Annotated in this window: 12 protein-coding genes; 5 read left to right on the plus strand and 7 right to left on the minus strand. The window is 43.4% G+C overall.

Annotation, left to right across the window (positions count from 1 at the left end; genetic code table 11):
• Window positions 1-17 precede the first annotated feature (17 nt).
• Window positions 18-2,252, minus strand: a complete 2,235-nt coding sequence (locus GWR56_RS06770; protein ID WP_162430378.1) for a cation-translocating P-type ATPase — start codon at window positions 2,250-2,252, stop codon at window positions 18-20.
• Between the two features lie 167 nt (window positions 2,253-2,419).
• Between GWR56_RS06770 and GWR56_RS06775 the strand changes: the two genes are divergently transcribed.
• Window positions 2,420-2,734, plus strand: a complete 315-nt coding sequence (locus GWR56_RS06775; RefSeq protein ID WP_162430379.1) for a hypothetical protein — start codon at window positions 2,420-2,422, stop codon at window positions 2,732-2,734.
• 512 nt (window positions 2,735-3,246) lie between these two features.
• Here GWR56_RS06775 and GWR56_RS06780 read toward each other — a convergent pair.
• The 6 genes from GWR56_RS06780 to GWR56_RS20790 all read right to left on the minus strand — a co-directional run bounded on the left by GWR56_RS06780 (window position 3,247) and on the right by GWR56_RS20790 (window position 12,069).
• Window positions 3,247-3,729, minus strand: coding sequence for an RNA polymerase sigma factor (locus tag GWR56_RS06780; RefSeq protein WP_162430380.1), 483 nt, complete (start codon window positions 3,727-3,729; stop codon window positions 3,247-3,249).
• A gap of 24 nt (window positions 3,730-3,753) precedes the next feature.
• Window positions 3,754-5,736, minus strand: a complete 1,983-nt coding sequence (locus tag GWR56_RS06785) for a heavy metal translocating P-type ATPase (RefSeq protein WP_304608935.1) — start codon at window positions 5,734-5,736, stop codon at window positions 3,754-3,756.
• A 134-nt stretch (window positions 5,737-5,870) separates the two neighbouring features.
• Complete coding sequence (locus GWR56_RS06790) at window positions 5,871-6,038, minus strand: hypothetical protein (RefSeq protein WP_162430381.1); 168 nt, start codon at window positions 6,036-6,038, stop codon at window positions 5,871-5,873.
• Window positions 6,039-6,042: 4 nt separating this feature from the next.
• Entirely contained in the window at window positions 6,043-7,311 is a 1,269-nt protein-coding gene (locus GWR56_RS06795) for an efflux RND transporter periplasmic adaptor subunit (RefSeq protein WP_162430382.1), read from the minus strand.
• 2 nt (window positions 7,312-7,313) lie between these two features.
• Complete coding sequence (locus tag GWR56_RS06800) at window positions 7,314-11,705, minus strand: CusA/CzcA family heavy metal efflux RND transporter (RefSeq protein WP_162430383.1); 4,392 nt, start codon at window positions 11,703-11,705, stop codon at window positions 7,314-7,316.
• Between the two features lie 82 nt (window positions 11,706-11,787).
• The gene (locus GWR56_RS20790) at window positions 11,788-12,069 is read right to left on the minus strand and encodes a hypothetical protein (RefSeq protein WP_370463815.1); all 282 of its coding nucleotides are present in this window, start codon (window positions 12,067-12,069) and stop codon (window positions 11,788-11,790) included.
• Window positions 12,070-12,499: 430 nt separating this feature from the next.
• Between GWR56_RS20790 and GWR56_RS06805 the strand changes: the two genes are divergently transcribed.
• The 4 genes from GWR56_RS06805 to GWR56_RS06820 all read left to right on the plus strand — a co-directional run bounded on the left by GWR56_RS06805 (window position 12,500) and on the right by GWR56_RS06820 (window position 20,301).
• The gene (locus GWR56_RS06805; protein WP_162430384.1) at window positions 12,500-13,612 is read left to right on the plus strand and encodes a FecR family protein; all 1,113 of its coding nucleotides are present in this window, start codon (window positions 12,500-12,502) and stop codon (window positions 13,610-13,612) included.
• A 150-nt stretch (window positions 13,613-13,762) separates the two neighbouring features.
• Window positions 13,763-17,299: a SusC/RagA family TonB-linked outer membrane protein gene (locus GWR56_RS06810; protein WP_162430385.1), complete on the plus strand. Its 3,537-nt coding sequence runs from the start codon at window positions 13,763-13,765 to the stop codon at window positions 17,297-17,299.
• A 44-nt stretch (window positions 17,300-17,343) separates the two neighbouring features.
• On the plus strand, window positions 17,344-18,732 hold the full coding sequence (locus GWR56_RS06815) for a RagB/SusD family nutrient uptake outer membrane protein (protein ID WP_162430386.1): 1,389 nt from the start codon (window positions 17,344-17,346) through the stop codon (window positions 18,730-18,732).
• A gap of 45 nt (window positions 18,733-18,777) precedes the next feature.
• On the plus strand, window positions 18,778-20,301 hold the full coding sequence (locus GWR56_RS06820; protein ID WP_162430387.1) for a TlpA disulfide reductase family protein: 1,524 nt from the start codon (window positions 18,778-18,780) through the stop codon (window positions 20,299-20,301).
• Window positions 20,302-20,337 lie beyond the last annotated feature (36 nt).

Consider the following 20,337-nt stretch of genomic DNA (forward strand, 5'->3'; position numbering starts at 1 on the left):
GATATTGAATTAAAAAATTAAAGATTAAGTTTTGAAAATTTCAGTCTCAGGCTGTTGCTGACCACCGATACAGAGCTTAAAGCCATAGCCGCGCCTGCAATCATTGGGTTCAGTAAAAAGCCGTTGATAGGGTATAATATTCCGGCTGCAATGGGAATGCCGATCAGGTTATAAATAAATGCCCAGAACAGGTTTTGACGTATTGTGCGAACCGTGAGCTTGGAAAGCCTTAAGGCTTTGGGCACCTGCCGGAGATCAGAAGAGACCAAGGTGATTTTGGCTACATCCATCGCAATATCGGAGCCTTTCCCCATTGCTATGCTCACATCGGCTTGTGCTAATGCCTGGCTGTCATTAATCCCGTCGCCGATCATGGCCACAATTTTGCCGCTTGCCTGTAAAGACCTGATGAAATCAGATTTACCGGATGGCAGCGTATCTGCCTCGAAATGATCGATACGTGCCTGCTTTGCAACCGCTGTTGCGGTTTCCGCGTTATCACCGGTCAGCATATAGACTTCGATACCTTGTTTTTTTAATGCTTTAACAGCGTCGGCTGAGCCCGCTTTGATCTGGTCCGTGATGGCAGCTACAGCCAGTACCTGCTTGTCATCCGCAAAATAAATAACCGTTTTTGCCTGGCCTGAATAAGAAGCTATTGGCTCTTTCAGATCATCAGGGACAGCGATGCTTTTTTCATCGATCAGTTTATGGCTTCCGGCTAAATACCCCGTTCCATTAAACACTGCTTCCACGCCTCTGCCTGTTAAGCTGCTAAAGGATGAAACTTTTGCCGATTTTACATCAAAAGATCTTAAGTAAGCCACTATCGCGTCAGCCAACGGATGTTCAGACCGTTGTTCCATCGCTAAAAAGATGCCTTGCAGTTTATCCTGATCGTCTTTGGCGCCGCCTGCCCATATTAGCTCAGTAACGACCGGTTTTCCTTCGGTTATTGTTCCTGTCTTATCTAATACCACCGCGTTTACCCGGTGGCCCAATTCCAATGCCTCTGCATCTTTAATGAGAATACCGTTTTCTGCACCCCGGCCTATCCCAACCATTATGGCCGTCGGTGTAGCCAGACCTAAAGCACAGGGGCATGCAATTACCAATACCGTTACCATCGCCAATAAGCCCTGTGTAAAAGCATGCTGTTCGCCGAACAGCAGCCAGGCCCCCAAGCTTAACAAGGCGATCAATATCACGACCGGCACAAAGATGCCTGCGATCTTGTCCACCAGTTTTTGTACCGGCGCTTTGGAGCCTTGCGCATCCTGTACCAGCTGGATGATTTGCGCAAGCAAGGTACTTCCTCCCACTTTTTCGGCAGTAAAGCGAAAACTCCCTTTTTGGTTTAAGGTTCCTGTAAAAACTTTTGCGCCCTGTTTTTTCTCAACCGCTACGGGCTCCCCGGTAATCATGCTTTCGTCCACATAGGAATGGCCGTCATAGACCTCGCCATCCACCGGGATCTTTTCTCCGGGACGTACCAGCAATTGGTCACCGACCTTTACGTCGGCTATTGGCGTTTCTATTTCCCCTTGCAGCGTGATCAGCATGACCATTTTGGGTTGCAGGCCGATCAGTTTTTTGATAGCGGAAGAAGTGTTTGATTTCGCCCGTTCTTCCAGCAGTTTACCCAACAGGATAAAAACCACGATCACGGAAGCTGCTTCAAAATAGACATGCGGCTGCAGTCCCTGTCTCAGCCAGAATTGAGGATAAAAGGTATTAAAGGCGCTAAACAAAAAGGCGATGCCGGTACTTAGTGCAACCAGGGTGTCCATATTGGCCTTACCGTGCCTGGCTTGTTTAAAAGCGCCCGAAAAAAAGCCTTTCCCGGTTATAAATAATACCGGTGCAGTCAGCGCCAGCATGATATAGTTCCTGTACGGCATTTCGTTAAAAACCATCCCGATCAGCACGACAGGAATAGTTAATAGGGTTGCCCAGGTCATATTCCTTTTTAATTCTTTATAATGATCTTGCTGAACTTCCTCTTGTTTTTCTTTTGCGTTTGCGGTATCGACGATCAGGTCATAACCAATGGACTGAACTGCTTTTTGCAGGGTGGCAGGTTCCGTTATGCCGGGGTGAAAGGCTACTTTCACCGATTGGCTGGCATAGTTCACCTCGGCTTTATCCACACCGTTTTGTGCCCCAAGTATGGATTCTACGCTTATTGCGCAGGAGGCACAACTCATCCCGGTTACCGGTAGGGTGAGTGTTTGTAATTCTTGTACTGCCATGCTGTTTTCTTAATTAACAATACAAATTTACCTACCGGGTGAGCCCTGGGCTTTACAGGATTCCGTTAATTTTTTACAGGATTTTGATATGAGGGGAATAAACTAAGCGTGAATATAAATACTTCAATATCAAACTATTTACTATAGATAAACGTTATATTTAAGTTATGAAAGCTACGGCTGTTTTCCTGGCGGCAGGGATGTTGTTCCTTTCCTCTTTTTCCGGGCTCTACCGGCCCATGAGGGGAAATTGCTGTACCGGAATGACGCATCAGGGTGCCTGCGGACATGGCACAAAAGATTGCTGCAATAAGGGAATATGCGGGATGATGCTATCCTGCAGCAAATGCGGCTTTCTGATCGTTGAACCGGTTCCTGTTTTGCCCAAAATCAGCTATATCAAACAAATACCGGTTACTCCATACATGATGGGCAATTCGCTGTATTATTCCGATTCCGGCTGGCATCCCCCGCAAGTTTAATAATTGATCCGTATCTGTTGGTCAATTCATTGATCCTATTATTAATCAATTATTAAAGCTTAGAAATCATGAGACGTTATATTTTCATCACTATAGTGATGTTATTTTCCATTACCTCTTTTACTTACAAACCTGCGAATACCCCATGCTGCAACAGCAAAATGAACCATTGTTCTAAATGTGCAAAAGGTTGCAGTAAACCTTGCATGGATTATTGCAGTAAAACCTGTAAAGAATCAGGCGGATGTACACGTACGTGTAAATAAAGAATGAGTGTCATTAATAAAGCCGGTTAACCCCGGCTTTATATTTTAGAAACTTTTATAAATAGAAATTACCATTCCAATAACGGCTAAAATAATGACGACGTATGCGATGACCAGCCCAATTATCCTTACTACTTTCATCCCCCCGGGGGCTGTAGTTTTTAGGCGGCCTGCCTTTTAGGAGGTTTGATTTTTGTCTTACCATTTTAAGGCTGCCTGTAGCTGTTTGAAAATCTTTCAAGTGCCTCATCGAAATCCTTTCTCACTTCGGGGATTGACATACGTGTTATCAATACAATATCTGAATAGCTGAATTGATCCTGTTGCTTCAGGATAAAAATGATCTTTTGGCTTCCGGTTAGTTTTGATAAAGCCGACTACATCGCCAGCTGTTCGCTTTCGCCTGTAAACCGCCCCGCGCTGCTCAGGAGAAACATTAACCTTTCTTTGAGGCTTTTCGCTCAGGTTCTTAAGACCCAGATTGGCAGCGATCCGGTATAATAAAAGAGGCGAGGCTTCAGTTTTCTGTAACAGGGAAATGCTCCGCCAAAATTCGATGAATATTTCTTGTATTTGTTCATCAGCTTCTTCATGGCTAAACCCGATCCGCCGCAGAAAATAATAGATTCGCTGTTGGTACTTGAGTAATATTAGCCTGAATCCTTCCTTTCTTGTCGCCACATTCTGTAACAGAACAGCCAACGCACCATGATCTGTTTCGACTAACATAGTTTTATCTATTTAAGTGAATACCTAATCCAATTTCATCTTCTGTATCCTGACCGCGTTCAGGATCGCCAATAGCGCAACTCCGACATCGGCTATGACCGCCTCCCATAAGTTTGCCACACCGCCCGCGCCAAGTAGCAAAACGATGATCTTGACCACCATCGCGATAGTAATATTCTGCCAGACGATCCGTTTGGTAATCCTGCCGATTTGAATAGCGGCAGTTATTTTAGAGGGTTGATCGTTTTGAATGACGATATCTGCGGTTTCAATGGTGGCATCACTGCCTAAGCCCCCCATGGCGATCCCGGCATCAGCCAGGGCCACCACCGGCGCATCATTCACACCGTCGCCTACAAATGCAATGCGGCTACCGGCATTTTTAAACTCCTGTACCTTTTGTACTTTTCCGTCGGGCAGCAGATCGCCAAAGGCATTATCTATACCTAATAGTTTAGCCACTTTATCTACTACCGCTTGTTTGTCACCTGATAGCATGACCGTTTGTATCTTCAGATTGTGCATCCGGTCAATGGCCAGTTTAGCATCTTCTTTAATTTCGTCAGCTATCGTCAGGTATCCGGCATATTGATTATTAACCGCGACCACAACCACCGTATCAACTAACTGATCTACTTCCGGCGGATAGGCGATCTTGAATTTTTTAAGCAGTTTCGTATTCCCCGCTAAAACTGTTTTACCGTCAACGTTCCCTTTTAAACCATGTCCTGATATTTCTTCCACATCTTTCGCCTTTAGTTTACCTATAGACTCTCCTGCGTAAGCAACAACCGCTTTGGCAATAGGGTGGGTTGAATTACTTTCGATGGCGGCAGCTATTTTGACCAATTCGTTTTGTTCAATGCCATCAGTTACTACTTCCTGAACATTGAAAACGCCTTTGGTCAGGGTGCCCGTTTTATCCATGATAATCGTATTTATGGTCGTCATTACGTCTAAAAAATTGGAACCCTTAAACAGGATACCGTTTCGGGAAGCCAGCCCGATGCCACCAAAATAACCCAACGGGATAGATACTACTAAAGCGCACGGGCAACTGATCACCAGAAAAACTAATGCCCGGTAAAACCACTGGTGAAAATTGTACGGATCGGTAAAGAAATAAGGCGCAAAACAAACGAGCAAGGCAAGTGCAAAAACAATCGGTGTATAAATTTTGGCGAACCGGCTGATAAAAAGCTGTGTTTGAGACTTCCGGGCCGTTGCATCCTGTACCATTTCCAGTATTTTGCTCAGCTTGCTATCTTTAAACAATGATTTGACCTGAACTTCCGATACTTTATCCAAATTGATCATCCCGGCCAGTACTACTTCACCCTTTCTTTTGGTATCCGGTTTGCTTTCCCCGGTCAATGCGGCGGTATTGAATGTACCGGCATCTGAATACAATTCACCATCCAGCGCGACTTTTTCACCTGCCTTCACCTGGATGATCTCATCAATTTTGATCGCTTTCGGGTCAGTGACCAATGTTTTGCCATCCCGGATAACTGTAACTTTGTCCGGCCGGATGTCCAGCAAGGCTTTGATGCTTCTCTTAGCTTTGTTTACTGCCGAATCCTGGAACCATTCACCAATGGAATAAAATACCATCACGGCTACTCCCTCGCTGTAGGAGCCAATACTAAAAGCGCCCAGTGTGGCAACGCTCATCAAAAAGAACTCATTAAAAAAATCAAAATGTCTGGCTTTGCGCCAGGCCATACCTAATACATTATAACCGGCCAGCAGGAATGCTATTGAGAATATAATCAGGTTGATCGGGAATGCTGGCTGGTACTTAAAACCAAATTCCAGGGTCAGCATGACCAGCAATATAGCCAGCGCGGTAAGCAGCAGCCAATGGCTTTGGCGGCTTTCTTCTTTGGCAGGCTCGCTCAGTTCGAGTGTTTCCTCGCCTTCTTCCTCGCCTGTTTTAAGTTCACGGTCGGCCTCTTTGATCATATTGATACGAGCCTGCTCTTTATATTTAATGTCTTTTTTCATTCCTGTATGTTAATTGTTATCCTTCTCACTCCAACAGCCGGATGTCTTTCATCAAAACTACCTTCAACCCCGTAACCCATGCATCGCAGTCCGTTTTAGGAATATGAAGGGTTTTTAGTTCACGCTCTGTCGAATCACTTTTTATAACTTTTGTAAATAGAGATCGCCATACCGATAATGGCTAAGATAATGACGATATAAGCAACGATAAGGCCAATAATCCTAACGGTTTTCATCCATTGGGGTCGGGCATAGCTTTTGGGCGGCCGGCCTTTTGGTGTATTCTTTTTACCTTTTGCCATTTACTTAATTGCCGTCTTCGTCTGTTGCCGAAGTAGAGGAAAGAATATAAAAAGCGCCTTTAGTAACGATTTTGACGCCTTTTGGCAATTCTTCTACCAATTTGATCTCAGTGTAGCCCAAATCCGATACGCCGGTGATCACTTCAGCTTTATCAAAATAGTAGACCTTACCCGGTGCTTTATGATCGTTATCTTTGTCTCCTGTTTTTTCTTTTTCTTCATTCCCTTCCGTTTTTTCTTCTACTTTTTTAAGGTAATAGATATAATCCTTGCCCCCGGATTTTACGATGGCTTCATTGGGAACCGCCGTTGTCGTCTGATTACCAACATCGATTGATGCCGACACATACATGCCTTGTATCAGGTTGTTTTTTGCACTGTTATCAATGATCGCATGAGCGATAACGGACTTGGTTTCATTTTCAAAAGACTGATTTACCCCATAGATCCTGCCGCTTATCTCTAAATTATTCTGATTGGTCAAAGTGAAATTGACCTTTTGGCCCGCTTTAACTTTTGCCAGGTCTTTTTCATAGACCATCAGGTCGCAATGTACTTTGGAATTGTCTACGATATTCATTAATGGTTTAGACGGCTCGGCAAAGGAACCTGTTTCGATACTGATCTTGCCGATAGTCCCGCTGATCGGTGCAAATACGGGTATTTCCGTGGTAATCTTCCCTTTGGCGGCGTTGGCCGGATTAATACCCACCTGTGCTAATTGCCTGCCTAAAGCTTTAACTCTCGCCTGGTCAGCCTGATAAGTGCTTTCAGATTGCTGGTAAACTTTTCCCGTACCCGCGTTTTGTGCATTTAACTCACTTTGCCGCTGATATTCTTTTTCTGCATAAGCAAGGCTGCTCAATGCGGTCATATAATCCTGTTGTAACTGGATGAGCTGGTTGTTCTCTATGGTCGCCAGTTGCTGGCCTTTGTGCACATATCCGCCTTCTAAGACAAATATCTGTTTGACCACACCACCCATTTGTAAGGTTACTTCCGCTTTATTTTGCGGGGGAACATCGAGCTGGCCGGTGACCTTAACGACAGATTTCAGGTTTTTTTGCTCTACCGTGCCAAAACCTATCCCAACGGCATCGATCTGGCTTTGGGTTAAACGAGTGCCTTCATCGGCTTTATCTTTAGGAACCTCTTTTTGTTCTGTTTCGGCAGGTTCTTTCTTTTGTTTGCAACCGGTTCCGATAGCAACTATTAAGGCTAACGGTAACAGGACGAATAGTTGTATATATTTATTTTTTATGGTTTGTTTCATGATTATTTGCCTCCGCGTAAATAAGAAAGTTCAATAATGCTGTTATTATAATCCCGTAATGCCTGCAGGTATTGCAACCGGATATTCAGGGCCTGGGTGGTGTTCTGGATAAATTCCACATAGCCGATCTCGCCCTTGCTGTAGGCAAAAGCGGCGATCCGTATCTGCTCACCGGCCTGCTTTAAGCCCGAACCCTGGTAGTAGTCAACCGCCTGCTGATATTTTAGATATTCCTGCAGCTGCTGCGTGTATTGCTTATTCAATTGCAGCACAGCCAGTGTTTGGTCGCTTTGGACGATCTGCTGGTTTATCCTTGCCGCCTTGACCCGTGCGGATTGCGCCCCATAAAATAAAGGAACGGATATACCCACTTCAAAACCAGCCATCCGGGTGCCCGGAAAATAGCTGCGGTCGATGTTCGCGGGATTATAAGCGCCGATCAATAACTGCTGCCGGTAACCCAAAGAAATATCCGGCAGGAATTTGCTTCGCTCCGCTTTGACCTGTGTCCCGGCTAAGGTTACCCGTTCCCGGTAAAGGTCAAACAGCGGGTTTTGATGCAACGCAGCGGTATCTAAAGGCGAAGTTATCTGCACTGGCGTAAAGGCGATATCCGCAATTTCAACTGGCTGCCCATTATTCACCAATTGCGCCAGGTCTGCCTGTGCAATGGCGATATCTGCTAAAGCCTGTTGACGGAATAACTGGATCTCCTTTGTCGCGTTCACGGCGGATAGCTGCTCCAGGTAAGACGTTTCACCTGTTTTATAGCGGAGGGCCGCCCGCTCGGAAAATTTCTGGTATAAACTGTCCTGGCTTTGTAACTGACCGGCTTTATTCCGCGCAAATACCAACTGGTAATAGGCCAGTTTAACATCACGGATCAATTCATTCCGCGTCAGTGCTTTTGCGCGTTCACTTACGGTCGTTTGCGCCTTCAGTACCTTGCTTTGTGCGGTATATGCCGTTGGAAAACTAAAGCTTTGAGAAATGCCCAGGCTGTTGTCAATGTTCCCGCCCGAGGTGGGGTCCTGGGTTAAAGTAAGATTTGTTTTAGCGGGATCAAAAGCCGTTCGCTGTAAAGCCTTGTTCTGTCCGATCTCCAGCTCGGACCGCTGCAACTTCGGGTTATTCGCTAAAGCCAGGCGGATACATTCATCCAGCGAAAGCGGCTTGACATTTTGTGCCCTGACAGGCGAAGCAGAAAATAATCCAGTTCCGATAAATAAGCCGATAAGCAATGCCTTAGCGGGGAAAGGAGTTTTTCCTTTGGGTTTTTCATCCCCTTTCTTTGTAAACAGTACATACAATACCGGTAGGACCAGCAAAGTCAATAAGGTGGCGGAGATCAATCCGCCGATCACCACGGTCGCTAAAGGCCGCTGTACTTCCGCACCGGCCGAAGTAGAAATAGCCATCGGCAAAAATCCGAGAGACGCAACGGAAGCGGTCATGATCACCGGGCGCAAACGGACTTCCGTTCCTTTTTTTACCCGCTCGATGATATTGGTGATCCCCTCTGCTTTCAACTGGTTAAAATAACCGATCAATACGATCCCGTTCAGCACCGCCACGCCAAAGAGCGCGATAAAACCAACCCCTGCGGAGATGCTGAATGGCATGTCCCTGAACCACAAAGCCAGCACGCCGCCTATCGCTGCAAGCGGAACTGCCGAAAATATCAGCAGGGTTTCCCTGACCGAATGAAAAGTAAAATACAACAAGATCAGGATCAGCAACAGCGCAACCGGAACAGCGACCGACAGGCGTTTTTTTGCTGCTTTCAGGTTTTCAAACTGGCCGCCGTAAGTGGTATAATAACCGGCCGGCAGTTTAACTTCTTTACTTAAAACCTGCTGTATTTCGGTCACGGCACTCTCCACATCACGGCCGCGTACATTAAAGCCTACATAGATCCGTCTTTTGCCATCCTCCCGGCTGATCTGGGCGGGCGCTTCGGCTATTTTCACAGCGGCGATCTGGTTCAGCGGTATGCGGTTGCCTGACGGCAGGTTAATATACAGGTTTTCAATATTGGATACATTTTCACGAAGGTCACGGCTCATCCTTAAAACAATGTCAAACCGTCTTTCGCCTTCAAATACCGCTCCGGCCACCTGACCGGCAAAGGCCGTACTGATCGCGGTATTGACATCTTCGATATTCAGGCCATACTGCGCAATCTTGGCCCTGTCGTAGCTAACTTCGACCTGCGGAAGCCCGCTTACCCGTTCCACCATGGGTTCACTTACCCCCTGTACCTTGCTGATGACTTTGGCAACCTTATTGGCCTGCTCCGTCAGCTCGTCCAGATCTTCGCCAAATATCTTGATAGCCACGTCCTGCCTTATTCCGGTCATCAGTTCATTAAAGCGCATTTGCATGGGCTGGGTGACTTCAACGTTGAGGCCCGGAATGTTTTTGAGCGTTTGTTCGATCTTTTCCATCATTTCCTGCCGGTTGTCTGCGCTGGTCCATTCTTCTTTGGGCTTCATCGAAAGCATCATATCGCCCCGTTCAAAGGGCATGGGATCGGTCGGTATCTCCGCGCTTCCGATGCGGGTCACCACCTGCTTGATCTCCGGAAATTTCTCCTTTAGTAATTTTTCTCCCTGGCCGAATGTTTTAACCACCTGGGTAAGCGATGTGCCCTGCATCATGGCGATCTCGACCGTCAGATCACCTTCCTCCAGCGTCGGGATAAACTCGCCGCCCAAGGTGCTGAATAGCCAGATCGCGCCTGCCAGGAGGATAGCCGATAAGATAACAGTGAGTTTTTTTGCTTTTAATACGCCATTGAGGATGGGGGTATATAACCGTTGCAAGGCACTGATCAGCCGGTCCGATATATTACGTTTATGAACGGTATGCTTGCTCAAAAATAAGGCGCTGGCCATCGGCACATACGTAAGGGATAAAATAAAAGCGCCCAAAATGGCAAAGGCTACTGTTTCGGCCATCGGCCTGAACATTTTGCCCTCTATGCCGACCAGGGCGAACAGGGGCAGGTACACAATCAAAATAATGATCTCCCCGAATGCCGCGCTATCCCTGATCTTGGAAGCTGCCGTGTGAACCTCCTGATCCATTTCTTTTTGGCTAAGTTTCGGCTTACCCGCAAACAGCCCACTGCCGGATATGCGGTGAAAAATGGCCTCGACAATAATCACCGCCCCATCTACGATCAACCCGAAATCAATTGCGCCCAAACTCATGAGGTTGCCTGAAACACCAAAGATATTCATCATGGTTACGGCAAAAAGCATGGCAAGGGGTATCACCGAAGCGACCACCAGGCCTGCCCGAAGGTTACCCAATAACAACACCAGCACAAAAACCACGATCAGGCCACCTTCAATCAGGTTTCTTTCTACGGTACTAATGGCCCGTCCAACCAATTCCGTCCGGTCGATAAAAGGTTCGATGACCACGCCTTCAGGCAGGGATTTCTGGATTTGCACCATCCGATCTTTTACCCGTTTGATCACCTGGTCAAAGTTTTCGCCTTTGAGCATCAGGGCGACCCCGGCAACGACCTCACCCTGCCCGTTCCGCGTGACAGCCCCATAACGGTTGGCGCTGCCGTATTGTACTTTAGCGACATCCCGGATCAATATGGGCGCTGCGCCGACATTTTTAACAACGATCTGCTCCAGGTCGGACAAGGAACGTACCTGGCCGATACCCCTGATAAAGTAAGCATTGTTGCGCTGCTCGATATAAGAACCGCCGGTATTCTGGTTGTTCTTTTTTAAGGCGTTATAAATATCGCTGATCGTAATATTCAGACTATTCAGCCGGTCGTTGTCTAAGGAGATTTCGTATTGTTTGACATAACCTCCCCATCCGCTCACCTCGGCGATGCCCGGTGTCCCGGCAAGCTGGCGGCGGACGATCCAGTCCTGTATGGTTCTTAGATCGGTAGGGGTATATTTATTTTCATAGCCGGGTTTGGTATGGATCACATACTGGTAAATTTCCCCCAAACCGGTGGTAATAGGCGCTAATTCCGGTGTACCGGTATGCTCCGGTATTTGTGATTCCGCTTCTTTAAGCTGCTGGCTGATCTGCTGCCTTGCCCAGTAAATATCGGCATCATCCTGAAAAACGACAGTAATGACTGATAAGCCTGAACGGGAAATAGACCGCTTTTCGATAACCTTCGGAATATTTGCGAGGGCAAGTTCGATAGGAGCGGTAATGTACTGCTCTACCTCCTGGGTGCCTAATGTAGGGGCCTGTGTGATGATTTGCACCTGGTTATTGGTAATATCCGGCTGCGCGTCAATAGGTAATTGTGTGGCGGAGTACAGACCCGCTGCGACCAGGATAAATATAAATGCGCCAATGATCAATTTATGATTGATCGAGAACGATATAATTCTGTCAAACATGGAAATGTTGAATAAGTAAAACGTAATTATTTTAAGGAAATAGCGATTTCCCTTGCCGGATCTACCGGTCATCAATAAAGGTTTAACTTAATTGCGGCGGCTGCCAGATCGATAGATGAGTTCGGAGTAATTTACCCGGAAGGTGGTCAGAATAAGCAACTGCGCAGGTTACCGGGATATTATGGAACGAATAAACCTGCATAAGGGCTACCGTGGGCGTTGTACAGCAGGAACAGGTGCAAAATGGCGAACACGCATCAGCGGTATTGGCCGGAGTTGATGCTTTGTGAATGATAACAGCATGGTCCCGGTTATTGTTCAAAGCATCTTCCTGACAGGGAATTAAGCTAAGTACAAATACCATGACGCTGAATATGTAACAAAGTATCTTCACACAACAAATGTATAGATATTTGGAATTATTCTAAATTATTTTGGAATTAAACGACACATTTGTTTGGATGGACTAAGCATACTCTGAACATTTACTTACAGGCGGGTAAAGTCTTTAAGCAGACTTTACTATCGGGAAATATTGATTGTGATCAACTATCATTTTATATCATAGTATGTTGGGAAATTAAATTTCACCATGGTTTACCCTGAAGCAACGCGTTTTTTCTCTCGCTTTGATTATAACAATCCAAGTTATTACCTGTATGAAAAACGGCTTTTATCCCAAAGCTATTGACAGCTGTTACAAATAAACTGTTAATTTATTATTAACAAATCTTCACCCTCTGTTCCTCAATCGTGCCTGGTTACCGCCATGGTTATAAAAAGGGAAGCCTACCATGAACAAAGAGGAACTAAAATCACTGTTTGCCAAGTATAATGACGGCACTGCCACCGAGGAAGAACGCGCCTTGCTGGAAGCCTGGTACCTCCAGTATAATGAAAAAGAACCGTTCCAATTAAACGGGAAAAGTATCGAAGCTGCCAAAAACGAAATATTCCGGCGCTTACCCGGCAATCAGGGACAATTCTTTAAAATCGGCATCCGGCTGGCCGCGGCAGCCGTTCTCATCGGCATTCTATTCACCGTAACCATGCTATTCTTTGTCAATCACAACCCCGGAAAAACCCCACCTCTGGCTAACGATTTACCGCCCGGAACCAATAAAGCGATATTAACGCTCGCCAATGGGCGGCACCTTAATCTATCTGACGCCACCAATGGCCAGGTCTATCAACAACAAGGTGTAAAGATCGTCAAAGCCCAATCCGGGCAGGTCATATTTGACTACTCCGGCACTGAAACTACCGCCGAACAAAATACCATTACTACGCCAAACGGGGGGCAATGGCAGATCAAATTACCCGACGGATCACAGGTTTGGCTGAACGCTGCATCTTCGCTTACTTTTCCTACGTCCTTTACACATGGTATAAACCGCATCGTCAAACTCAGTGGTGAAGGCTATTTTGAGGTCGCCAAAGATGCCACCCATCCGTTTATTGTGATCTCTGGTGACCAGCGCGTCGAAGTATTAGGTACCCATTTCAATATCAGCAGCTATGCTGATGACCCTTCGGTAAAAACCACCTTACTGGAAGGCCGTGTGAAAGTCAGCCTATTAGGAAACGCTACCCCAATGTTCTTAAGGCCCGGTGAACAATCAGTAGCCAAGGGCAATCAGCTTGAAGTTAAATCAGTAGATACTGAAGAGGCACTTGCCTGGAAAAACGGCTATTTCCAATTTGATAACGAACCAATTAACAGTATCATGCGCAAGTTGAGCCGATGGTACGATGTAAAGGTAGAATATCAGGATAGCATTAAAAATGAAAGTCTTGACGGGTATGTTTCCCGCAATAAAAATATCAGCCAAGTGATCAAGGCACTGGAGGCGACCAAAACTGTCCATTTCAAACTGGAGGGAAGGAGGATTACCGTCATGAAGTAAGAAAGGATCAGTTTAGTTAATTAAAGTCAGGGTACCGGCTGTCACCGGTGCCCCTGACTTATATAGGCGATCAATAATTATAAACTATTAACCAACACGGCTGCCCACATCTCGAAAATGAATGCAGCCGGTTAAACCCATGTATTACAAATGTATAAGTTTTACTCAAAAAGTAAGGCGCGTGTTCCCATGCGCGTCAATTTAGCCATGCAGCAGTGTTTACGGTCAGGAGTGCTGCTGACTCTGCTACTCCTCTCAATAAACGTTATCGCAAGAGCCCAGCAGATCACTATAAAGGAAACCAGGGCCCCGCTGAAAAAGGTCTTTCAGGACCTATCCAAGCAAACAGGCTTTGAATTCCTGGCATCAAGTGCAGTATTAGATGTATCCCAACCAGTAACATTTAGCGTAAAGGACCAACCTCTTGGTGTTGTATTGGAAACCATTTTCAAAACCCAACCGCTGAAATATGAGATACGTGATAAGATCATTGTGGTTACAAAAAAAGAAGTAACGCAAACATCACCGCGAAAAGATCAAACAACTACAGCAATATTTAAAGGAAAAATCATCGATACAATAGGTAATCCTTTGCCCGGTGCAACTATAAAAAATCTTTCAAGAAACCTTAACGTAACTACATCAAATAATGGAGAATTTGAAATCGACGGTAGCCCAGGCGATGAAATCTCGGTATCATTTATTGGCTTTCTTCCCTATAATTTTCACTTAAATGATAAGCTGGATTATTTAACGATTGTATTAAAAACAGGAACTTCGAAATTAAATGAAGTAAACGTTGTTTCGACAGGATATCAAACAATACCTAAAGAAAGGATAACAGGCTCTTTTGCACAGCCGTTGAAAAATGAATATGAAAATCGTGTCGCACCAGATGTAATATCTAAACTGAATGGTATCACCAGCGGATTAGTATTTAATGCAAATACCCTTACTACCCAAGGAGGAAAGCCTGATATTAACATTAGAGGCCGAAGTACAATTTTTGCGAATGATCAACCACTGATCGTAGTCGATAATTTCCCTTATAGTGGTGATATCAATAATATAAATCCCAATGATGTTGAAAGTATTAGTGTGCTGAAGGACGCCGCCGCTGCGAGTATCTGGGGAGTGAGGGCAGGAAATGGAGTAATCGTCATCACAACACGCAAGGGAAAGAATAACCAAGCTTTAAAAATAGGATTTAACGCCAATCTTACGGTATTTAATAGACCAGATTTAAATTATAACCCAAATCAGTTAGACGCTTCAAGTTATATAGGACTTGAACAATATCTTTTCGGGAAGGGTTTTTATGATGCAAGTCTTGCAAATACCTCCAGCTATCCGGTTATATCTCCAGTAGTTAGCCTGTTAGCTGCAAATAGGGCAGGAACGGTTTCAACTAATGATCTCAATACTCAACTTAATGTACTTCGGAATATAGACGTTAAAGATCAGTTGAGTAAATACTTTTATCAGAAAGCAACTAATCAGCAATATGCGATAAATCTTTCAGGAGGGTCTGATAAGGCTATTTACTATTTCTCTGCGGGATATGATCACGATTTAGCCAGTGTAAAAGACAACAGTAATCAACGATTTACTTTAAATAGTCAAAATACTTTTTTCATCACTCCAAAATTAGAAGTGAATGCTGGAATTAATTATATAAGAACCAATACTCAATTTGATAACACATTAACCCAAACCGCAAGACGCCTTTTCCCTTATTCGCAAATTGCAGATAAGGACGGAAATCCTTTGCCAATTTCATATAACTACAACCAAACATTTATCCAAAATTCCGCTACAACTGGATTTTTAGATTGGACATATTATCCCTTGAAGGAGTTAGGTGCCACGGATAACACAACAAAAACATCGGATGCCAGAATAAGTACTGGGATAAAATACACTTTCATACCCGGCTTAAGTGCAGAGGTAAAATATCAATTTGAAAACACTCAAAGCGATAATCGCATCTATCAGAGTCAAGACACTTATGCAACAAGAGATTATATTAATACTTTTTCCGTTGTTAATAACGGAGTAGTGACCGGATACAACGTTCCTTTAGGTGGAATTTTAAATCTCTCCAGAGGCAATACCATATCAAATAACGTACGTGGTCAACTAAGTTATAGTAATCATTGGTCGGACAATGATTTGGTAGCGATACTTGGATATGAACTTTCACAAACCACAGGTGAAAGCAACCAATCAATTCTCTATGGTTATAATAATGATCTTGCAACGTTTACAAATATTGATGCAATCGACTCATTTAATACTTACCCAACGGGTAGCCAAAGCATCTACAGTGGATTAGGAGTTCAATCAACAATCGTCCGGGTACGTTCATCATTTGCAAATATCGCTTACAATTACAAAGATCGTTACACGGTTTCCGGTAGTGCGCGAATCGATGGAACCAATTATTTCGGCGTCTCAACCAATCAAAAGAACCTGCCATTATGGTCGGCTGGTTTTAAATGGGATATTTCCAGAGAGTCATTTTACAAATTAGATTGGTTACCAGTATTAGCATTAAGGACAAGTTATGGGTATAATGGAAACCTTATTCAATCCATTACTGGGATTACAACATTTCAATATTACAGTAACGCGACGTACACAAATTATAATTATGCATTAATTTCCAATATTGGAAATCCAGACCTGCGTTGGGAGAAAACAGGGATTGCGAATATCGGCGTTGATTTCGGTACAAAAAACGGCGATATAGCCGGTAGCCTTGAATATTATTTCAAAAGGGAAAGCGATTTATTAGGTTTTAAAAATTTTCCTGAAAATAGTGGTATTACGCAGCTTGAAGGGAATTTCTCCAACATGAAAGGAAGTGGTTATGATCTTTCCATTACAAGTCACAACACCAAAGGGAATTTAAAATGGAATACTACCCTTCTTTTAAGTCATGCCACAGATAAAGTAACATCCTACGATGTTCAACCTTATAGTTATCAGTTAGCAGGATCAGGCACAGGTGCCCCGAATATTAACAGGCCTGTATTTGGGGTTTACGCCTATAAGTGGAGAGGCTTAGATCCAGCGACCGGTAACCCAATTGGTTTTGTAAATGGCTCACCAAGTCAAGATTATTCAGCTATTACTGTTAATACTCCAGTACAAGATCTCGTTTATGAAGGCCCTGCTCGACCGACTTATTTCGGCGGGTTAAATAATAGCTTCAGCTATAAAAATTTTAGATTAACCTTCCAGGTTAACTACAAATTGGGGTACTACTTTATGGCTCCTGCGTTGAATTATTCAACTATTACCACCTCTGGAGCATTTTTACGAGTAAATAACCAGTTCAATGATCGATGGCAGGTTCCCGGCGATGAAAAGAGAACTAACGTACCATCCTTAGTCTATCCGTTTTCCTCTTCTCGGGACCAATTCTATAAATACTCTGAGGTTAACGTAGAGAGTGGTGATCACATTCGACTTCAAGATATTACTCTAAGTTATGATTTTACCAAATCAACCTATCACCGTCTTCCCTTTGCCGCACTACAACTATTTATTTATGCGAATAATGTAGGAATTATTTGGCGAAAGAATAATAAAGGACTTGACCCTGATGCTGTGCCTACTACAGATAACACAACGATGCCAGTACCAAGATCAATAGCGATCGGCATAAAGGGGAATTTTTAAGGATATATCCACTAAATGTATGGCAAATCAAATTGAATAGTAAAATGAAAAATAAAATATCTCAAAGAACGCTGCTGCTAATTTGCAGCATCATGTTGCTGGCGGCATGCAAAAAAGACTGGTTAAACGCTAAGCCAGATAAAGCACTTGTTGTGCCTTCAAAAATTGCGGATTACCAAGCCCTCTTAGATAACACTAAAGGGGCGACAAATCCAATGAACATTGATGTCCCAAGTCTTAGTATGGTTGGTGACGGAGATTATTATATAACAGATGCCACCTTTAATTCTCTTGGTGTTGGCACGGAACAAAGTGCCTACTTATGGGGGCCAACTGAAAATTTCTATGCTGGCCATGCTTCAGGTGACTGGGTTTCAGCTTATGGGAGAATCTTAAATACGAACGTGGTTTTAGATGGTCTTGCTGCCATAAAACCTGATCAATCCTCACAAGCCGCCTACAATAATGCAAAAGGATCAGCCCTGTTTTTCCGCTGTTATGATTATTTCAGCCTATCCCAGCAATATTGTAAAGCCTATTCGCCCTCGACCTCCGGAAGTGATTTGGGTTTACCCTTACGATTGTCATCAAACGTAAATCTCACTGTTGAACGCTCAACAGTTCAACAAACCTATGATCAAATAATCAATGACTTGTTGCAAGCAAGCCAACTGTTACCAGTCAATACTACGTTTCCAACGAGGCCAACGAAAGCTGCAGCGTTTGGTTTGTTAGCAAGGGTTTACCTGTCTCAGGATAACTACCCCAAAGCTTTTTTATATGCAGATTCATGCTTGCAATTAAACAGTAATTTGTTGGACTATAACAAGGTTTCGACAACCTCGCCATTCCCGTTATCTTATTTTAATGTAGAGGTGATTTTTCATACACAATTGGCAGGTTACCTCTCATTTAACCCACCCAATTTGATTGTTGATCCTGGACTTTATCAATTATACGATGGGAATGATTTGCGTCAAAAAATATTCTTCAAAACCCAAGCGGGTATAATTACAAACAAGACGAGTTATATAGGAAGTGCATTTCAACCGTTCGGTGGAATTGCAACTGATGAAATGTATTTAATTCGAGCAGAGTGCAATGCAAGAGCAGGGCAAATTGTAGCTGCATTGAATGATTTAAATAACCTACTAAAGAACAGATATAAAAATGGAACATTCTCTGCTTTGACAGCTACAAATGCAGATGCAGCACTTTCATTGATCCTAAATGAAAGAAGAAAAGAATTGTGTTACCGGAATATTCGTTGGTCAGACCTCCGGAGGTTGAATAAAGATCCTCGCTTTCAGGTAACCTTATCTCGGATTGTTAATGGCAAAACTTACACCCTTGTTCCTAACTCACCAAGGTATGTGCTTCCAATTGACCCAATTGAAATAGAACGAGGGGGCTTACAACAGAATCCAAGATAGTACAATCCTATCAATTAAAAATTCAAGGCATTTAAAAATTGACAAATGAAAAAATTTATATTAGCGATACTCGCATTAATACTGTGTTCGGGCGGTAAAATTCTTGCTCAAAACAAAACTGAAGTTATATCCTATATTACCGGAAAAATAGAAAATAGAAATAGTACTGATTCTGTTATTCTGATGCTGAATGGCCCATTTACAATGTATGGTGGGGCGTCTGAAGCTAATGCTTCGAAAATTTTCACTGAAAAGCCTGATCAAAACGGTGTATTTAAGTTCAAAATCCGGACAGAGAACTCGCCATTTCATTTTACTTTATTTCAGTCAAATAAAAGATTGCCATCTGGAAATTTAATTAGCTCCGGCGATGTAAAAAATTACCTTATCGAACCCGGAGACAGTATTAATGTAAAATTTGAGGGGGCAAAGCAAACTTATTCTGGACGAGGCGCAAAATTATTTGAAGCGCAATTAAAAATTGCAGAGGTAGATCCTGATGACAAACAACTGATGAGTAGCGTCCACAATTACTTTAACATCGATACAAAAAAATGGCTCAACCAAAAAGATTCATTATTAAATGCTCAGCTTCAAGTATTAAACTCTTGTAAAACAGATATGTCGCCAATGGCCTATGGAATAATTCGGGCAGATATAATTGGTAAAAACAGGACTTTTATATACAGGCGAATTAGTTTTGCTGGACCATTTTTTGTTAGTGGCGAACCGCTCAAAAAAGAAATTCAAGATCTATGTATTGAACTTCAAAACCGGCCCGCATATCTTGATAAGGAAGACAGATCAGCTTTAACGCCGGAATACATCCTATATTTATATAATAAGATTAGAACTGAAGTTAAATATCAACGAATTATTAATCAAATCGATCCTTTTATTGATGAAAATTATTTCGACGCAATTAATTCAGAATACACGGGGCTGGTAAGAGATAAGTTACTCACTTATTGGCTCACATCAATTGCCGCGTTTAATCATTTAGATGAAAAATATCTTTCTAATGCGTTGTCGGTTATGGTATCTCCGACATTTGTTCAAATGGTCAATAATCTAAAAGAAACCTTTTCAAGTGGACAGCCTGTTAGTGACTTTGATTTTCAAAATGCGAAAGGCCAGAGGGTTAGGCTTTCCGATTTTCAGGGAAAGGTCGTTGTAATAGACCTTTGGTTTACCGGCTGTGGACCTTGCTTAAATGTGGCAAGGGGGCTTCGGCAAGTAGAAAAACAATTTGCGAACAGGAAGGACGTCAAATTTGTAAGTATTTCAAGAGATCAGAATAAGTCGATGTGGTTAAACAGTATTGATCAGTCCCAACGTTCAAAACCGACCTCCTATTTCATATCTAATGATACAGAATATTTATATACAAGTGGAACTGGTGCAAATAACTCATTTATTAAAAGGTATGTACCTCAGGAAAGCTACCCATGTCTATTGCTGATCGATAAAAAAGGAAGAATTTTTACCTCTACACCCTCACAACCAATCTCTGTTGAAGGTATGGAAAAATTGACATTGGAAATAAATCAAGCCGTTTCCCACCAATAGCTATCATAATTATTTAAAAAAAGCGCACGGAAATTA

Source organism: Mucilaginibacter sp. 14171R-50 (assembly GCF_010093045.1).
GTDB lineage: Bacteria > Bacteroidota > Bacteroidia > Sphingobacteriales > Sphingobacteriaceae > Mucilaginibacter.

Coding starts and splice junctions, on each gene's coding strand:
- GWR56_RS06770 (WP_162430378.1), bottom strand. CDS start 2,252: ATGGCAGTACAAGAATTACAAACACTCACCCTACCGGTAACCGGGATG.
- GWR56_RS06775 (WP_162430379.1), top strand. CDS start 2,420: ATGAAAGCTACGGCTGTTTTCCTGGCGGCAGGGATGTTGTTCCTTTCC.
- GWR56_RS06780 (WP_162430380.1), bottom strand. CDS start 3,729: ATGTTAGTCGAAACAGATCATGGTGCGTTGGCTGTTCTGTTACAGAAT.
- GWR56_RS06785 (WP_304608935.1), bottom strand. CDS start 5,736: ATGAAAAAAGACATTAAATATAAAGAGCAGGCTCGTATCAATATGATC.
- GWR56_RS06790 (WP_162430381.1), bottom strand. CDS start 6,038: ATGGCAAAAGGTAAAAAGAATACACCAAAAGGCCGGCCGCCCAAAAGC.
- GWR56_RS06795 (WP_162430382.1), bottom strand. CDS start 7,311: ATGAAACAAACCATAAAAAATAAATATATACAACTATTCGTCCTGTTA.
- GWR56_RS06800 (WP_162430383.1), bottom strand. CDS start 11,705: ATGTTTGACAGAATTATATCGTTCTCGATCAATCATAAATTGATCATT.
- GWR56_RS20790 (WP_370463815.1), bottom strand. CDS start 12,069: ATGGTATTTGTACTTAGCTTAATTCCCTGTCAGGAAGATGCTTTGAAC.
- GWR56_RS06805 (WP_162430384.1), top strand. CDS start 12,500: ATGAACAAAGAGGAACTAAAATCACTGTTTGCCAAGTATAATGACGGC.
- GWR56_RS06810 (WP_162430385.1), top strand. CDS start 13,763: ATGTATAAGTTTTACTCAAAAAGTAAGGCGCGTGTTCCCATGCGCGTC.
- GWR56_RS06815 (WP_162430386.1), top strand. CDS start 17,344: ATGAAAAATAAAATATCTCAAAGAACGCTGCTGCTAATTTGCAGCATC.
- GWR56_RS06820 (WP_162430387.1), top strand. CDS start 18,778: ATGAAAAAATTTATATTAGCGATACTCGCATTAATACTGTGTTCGGGC.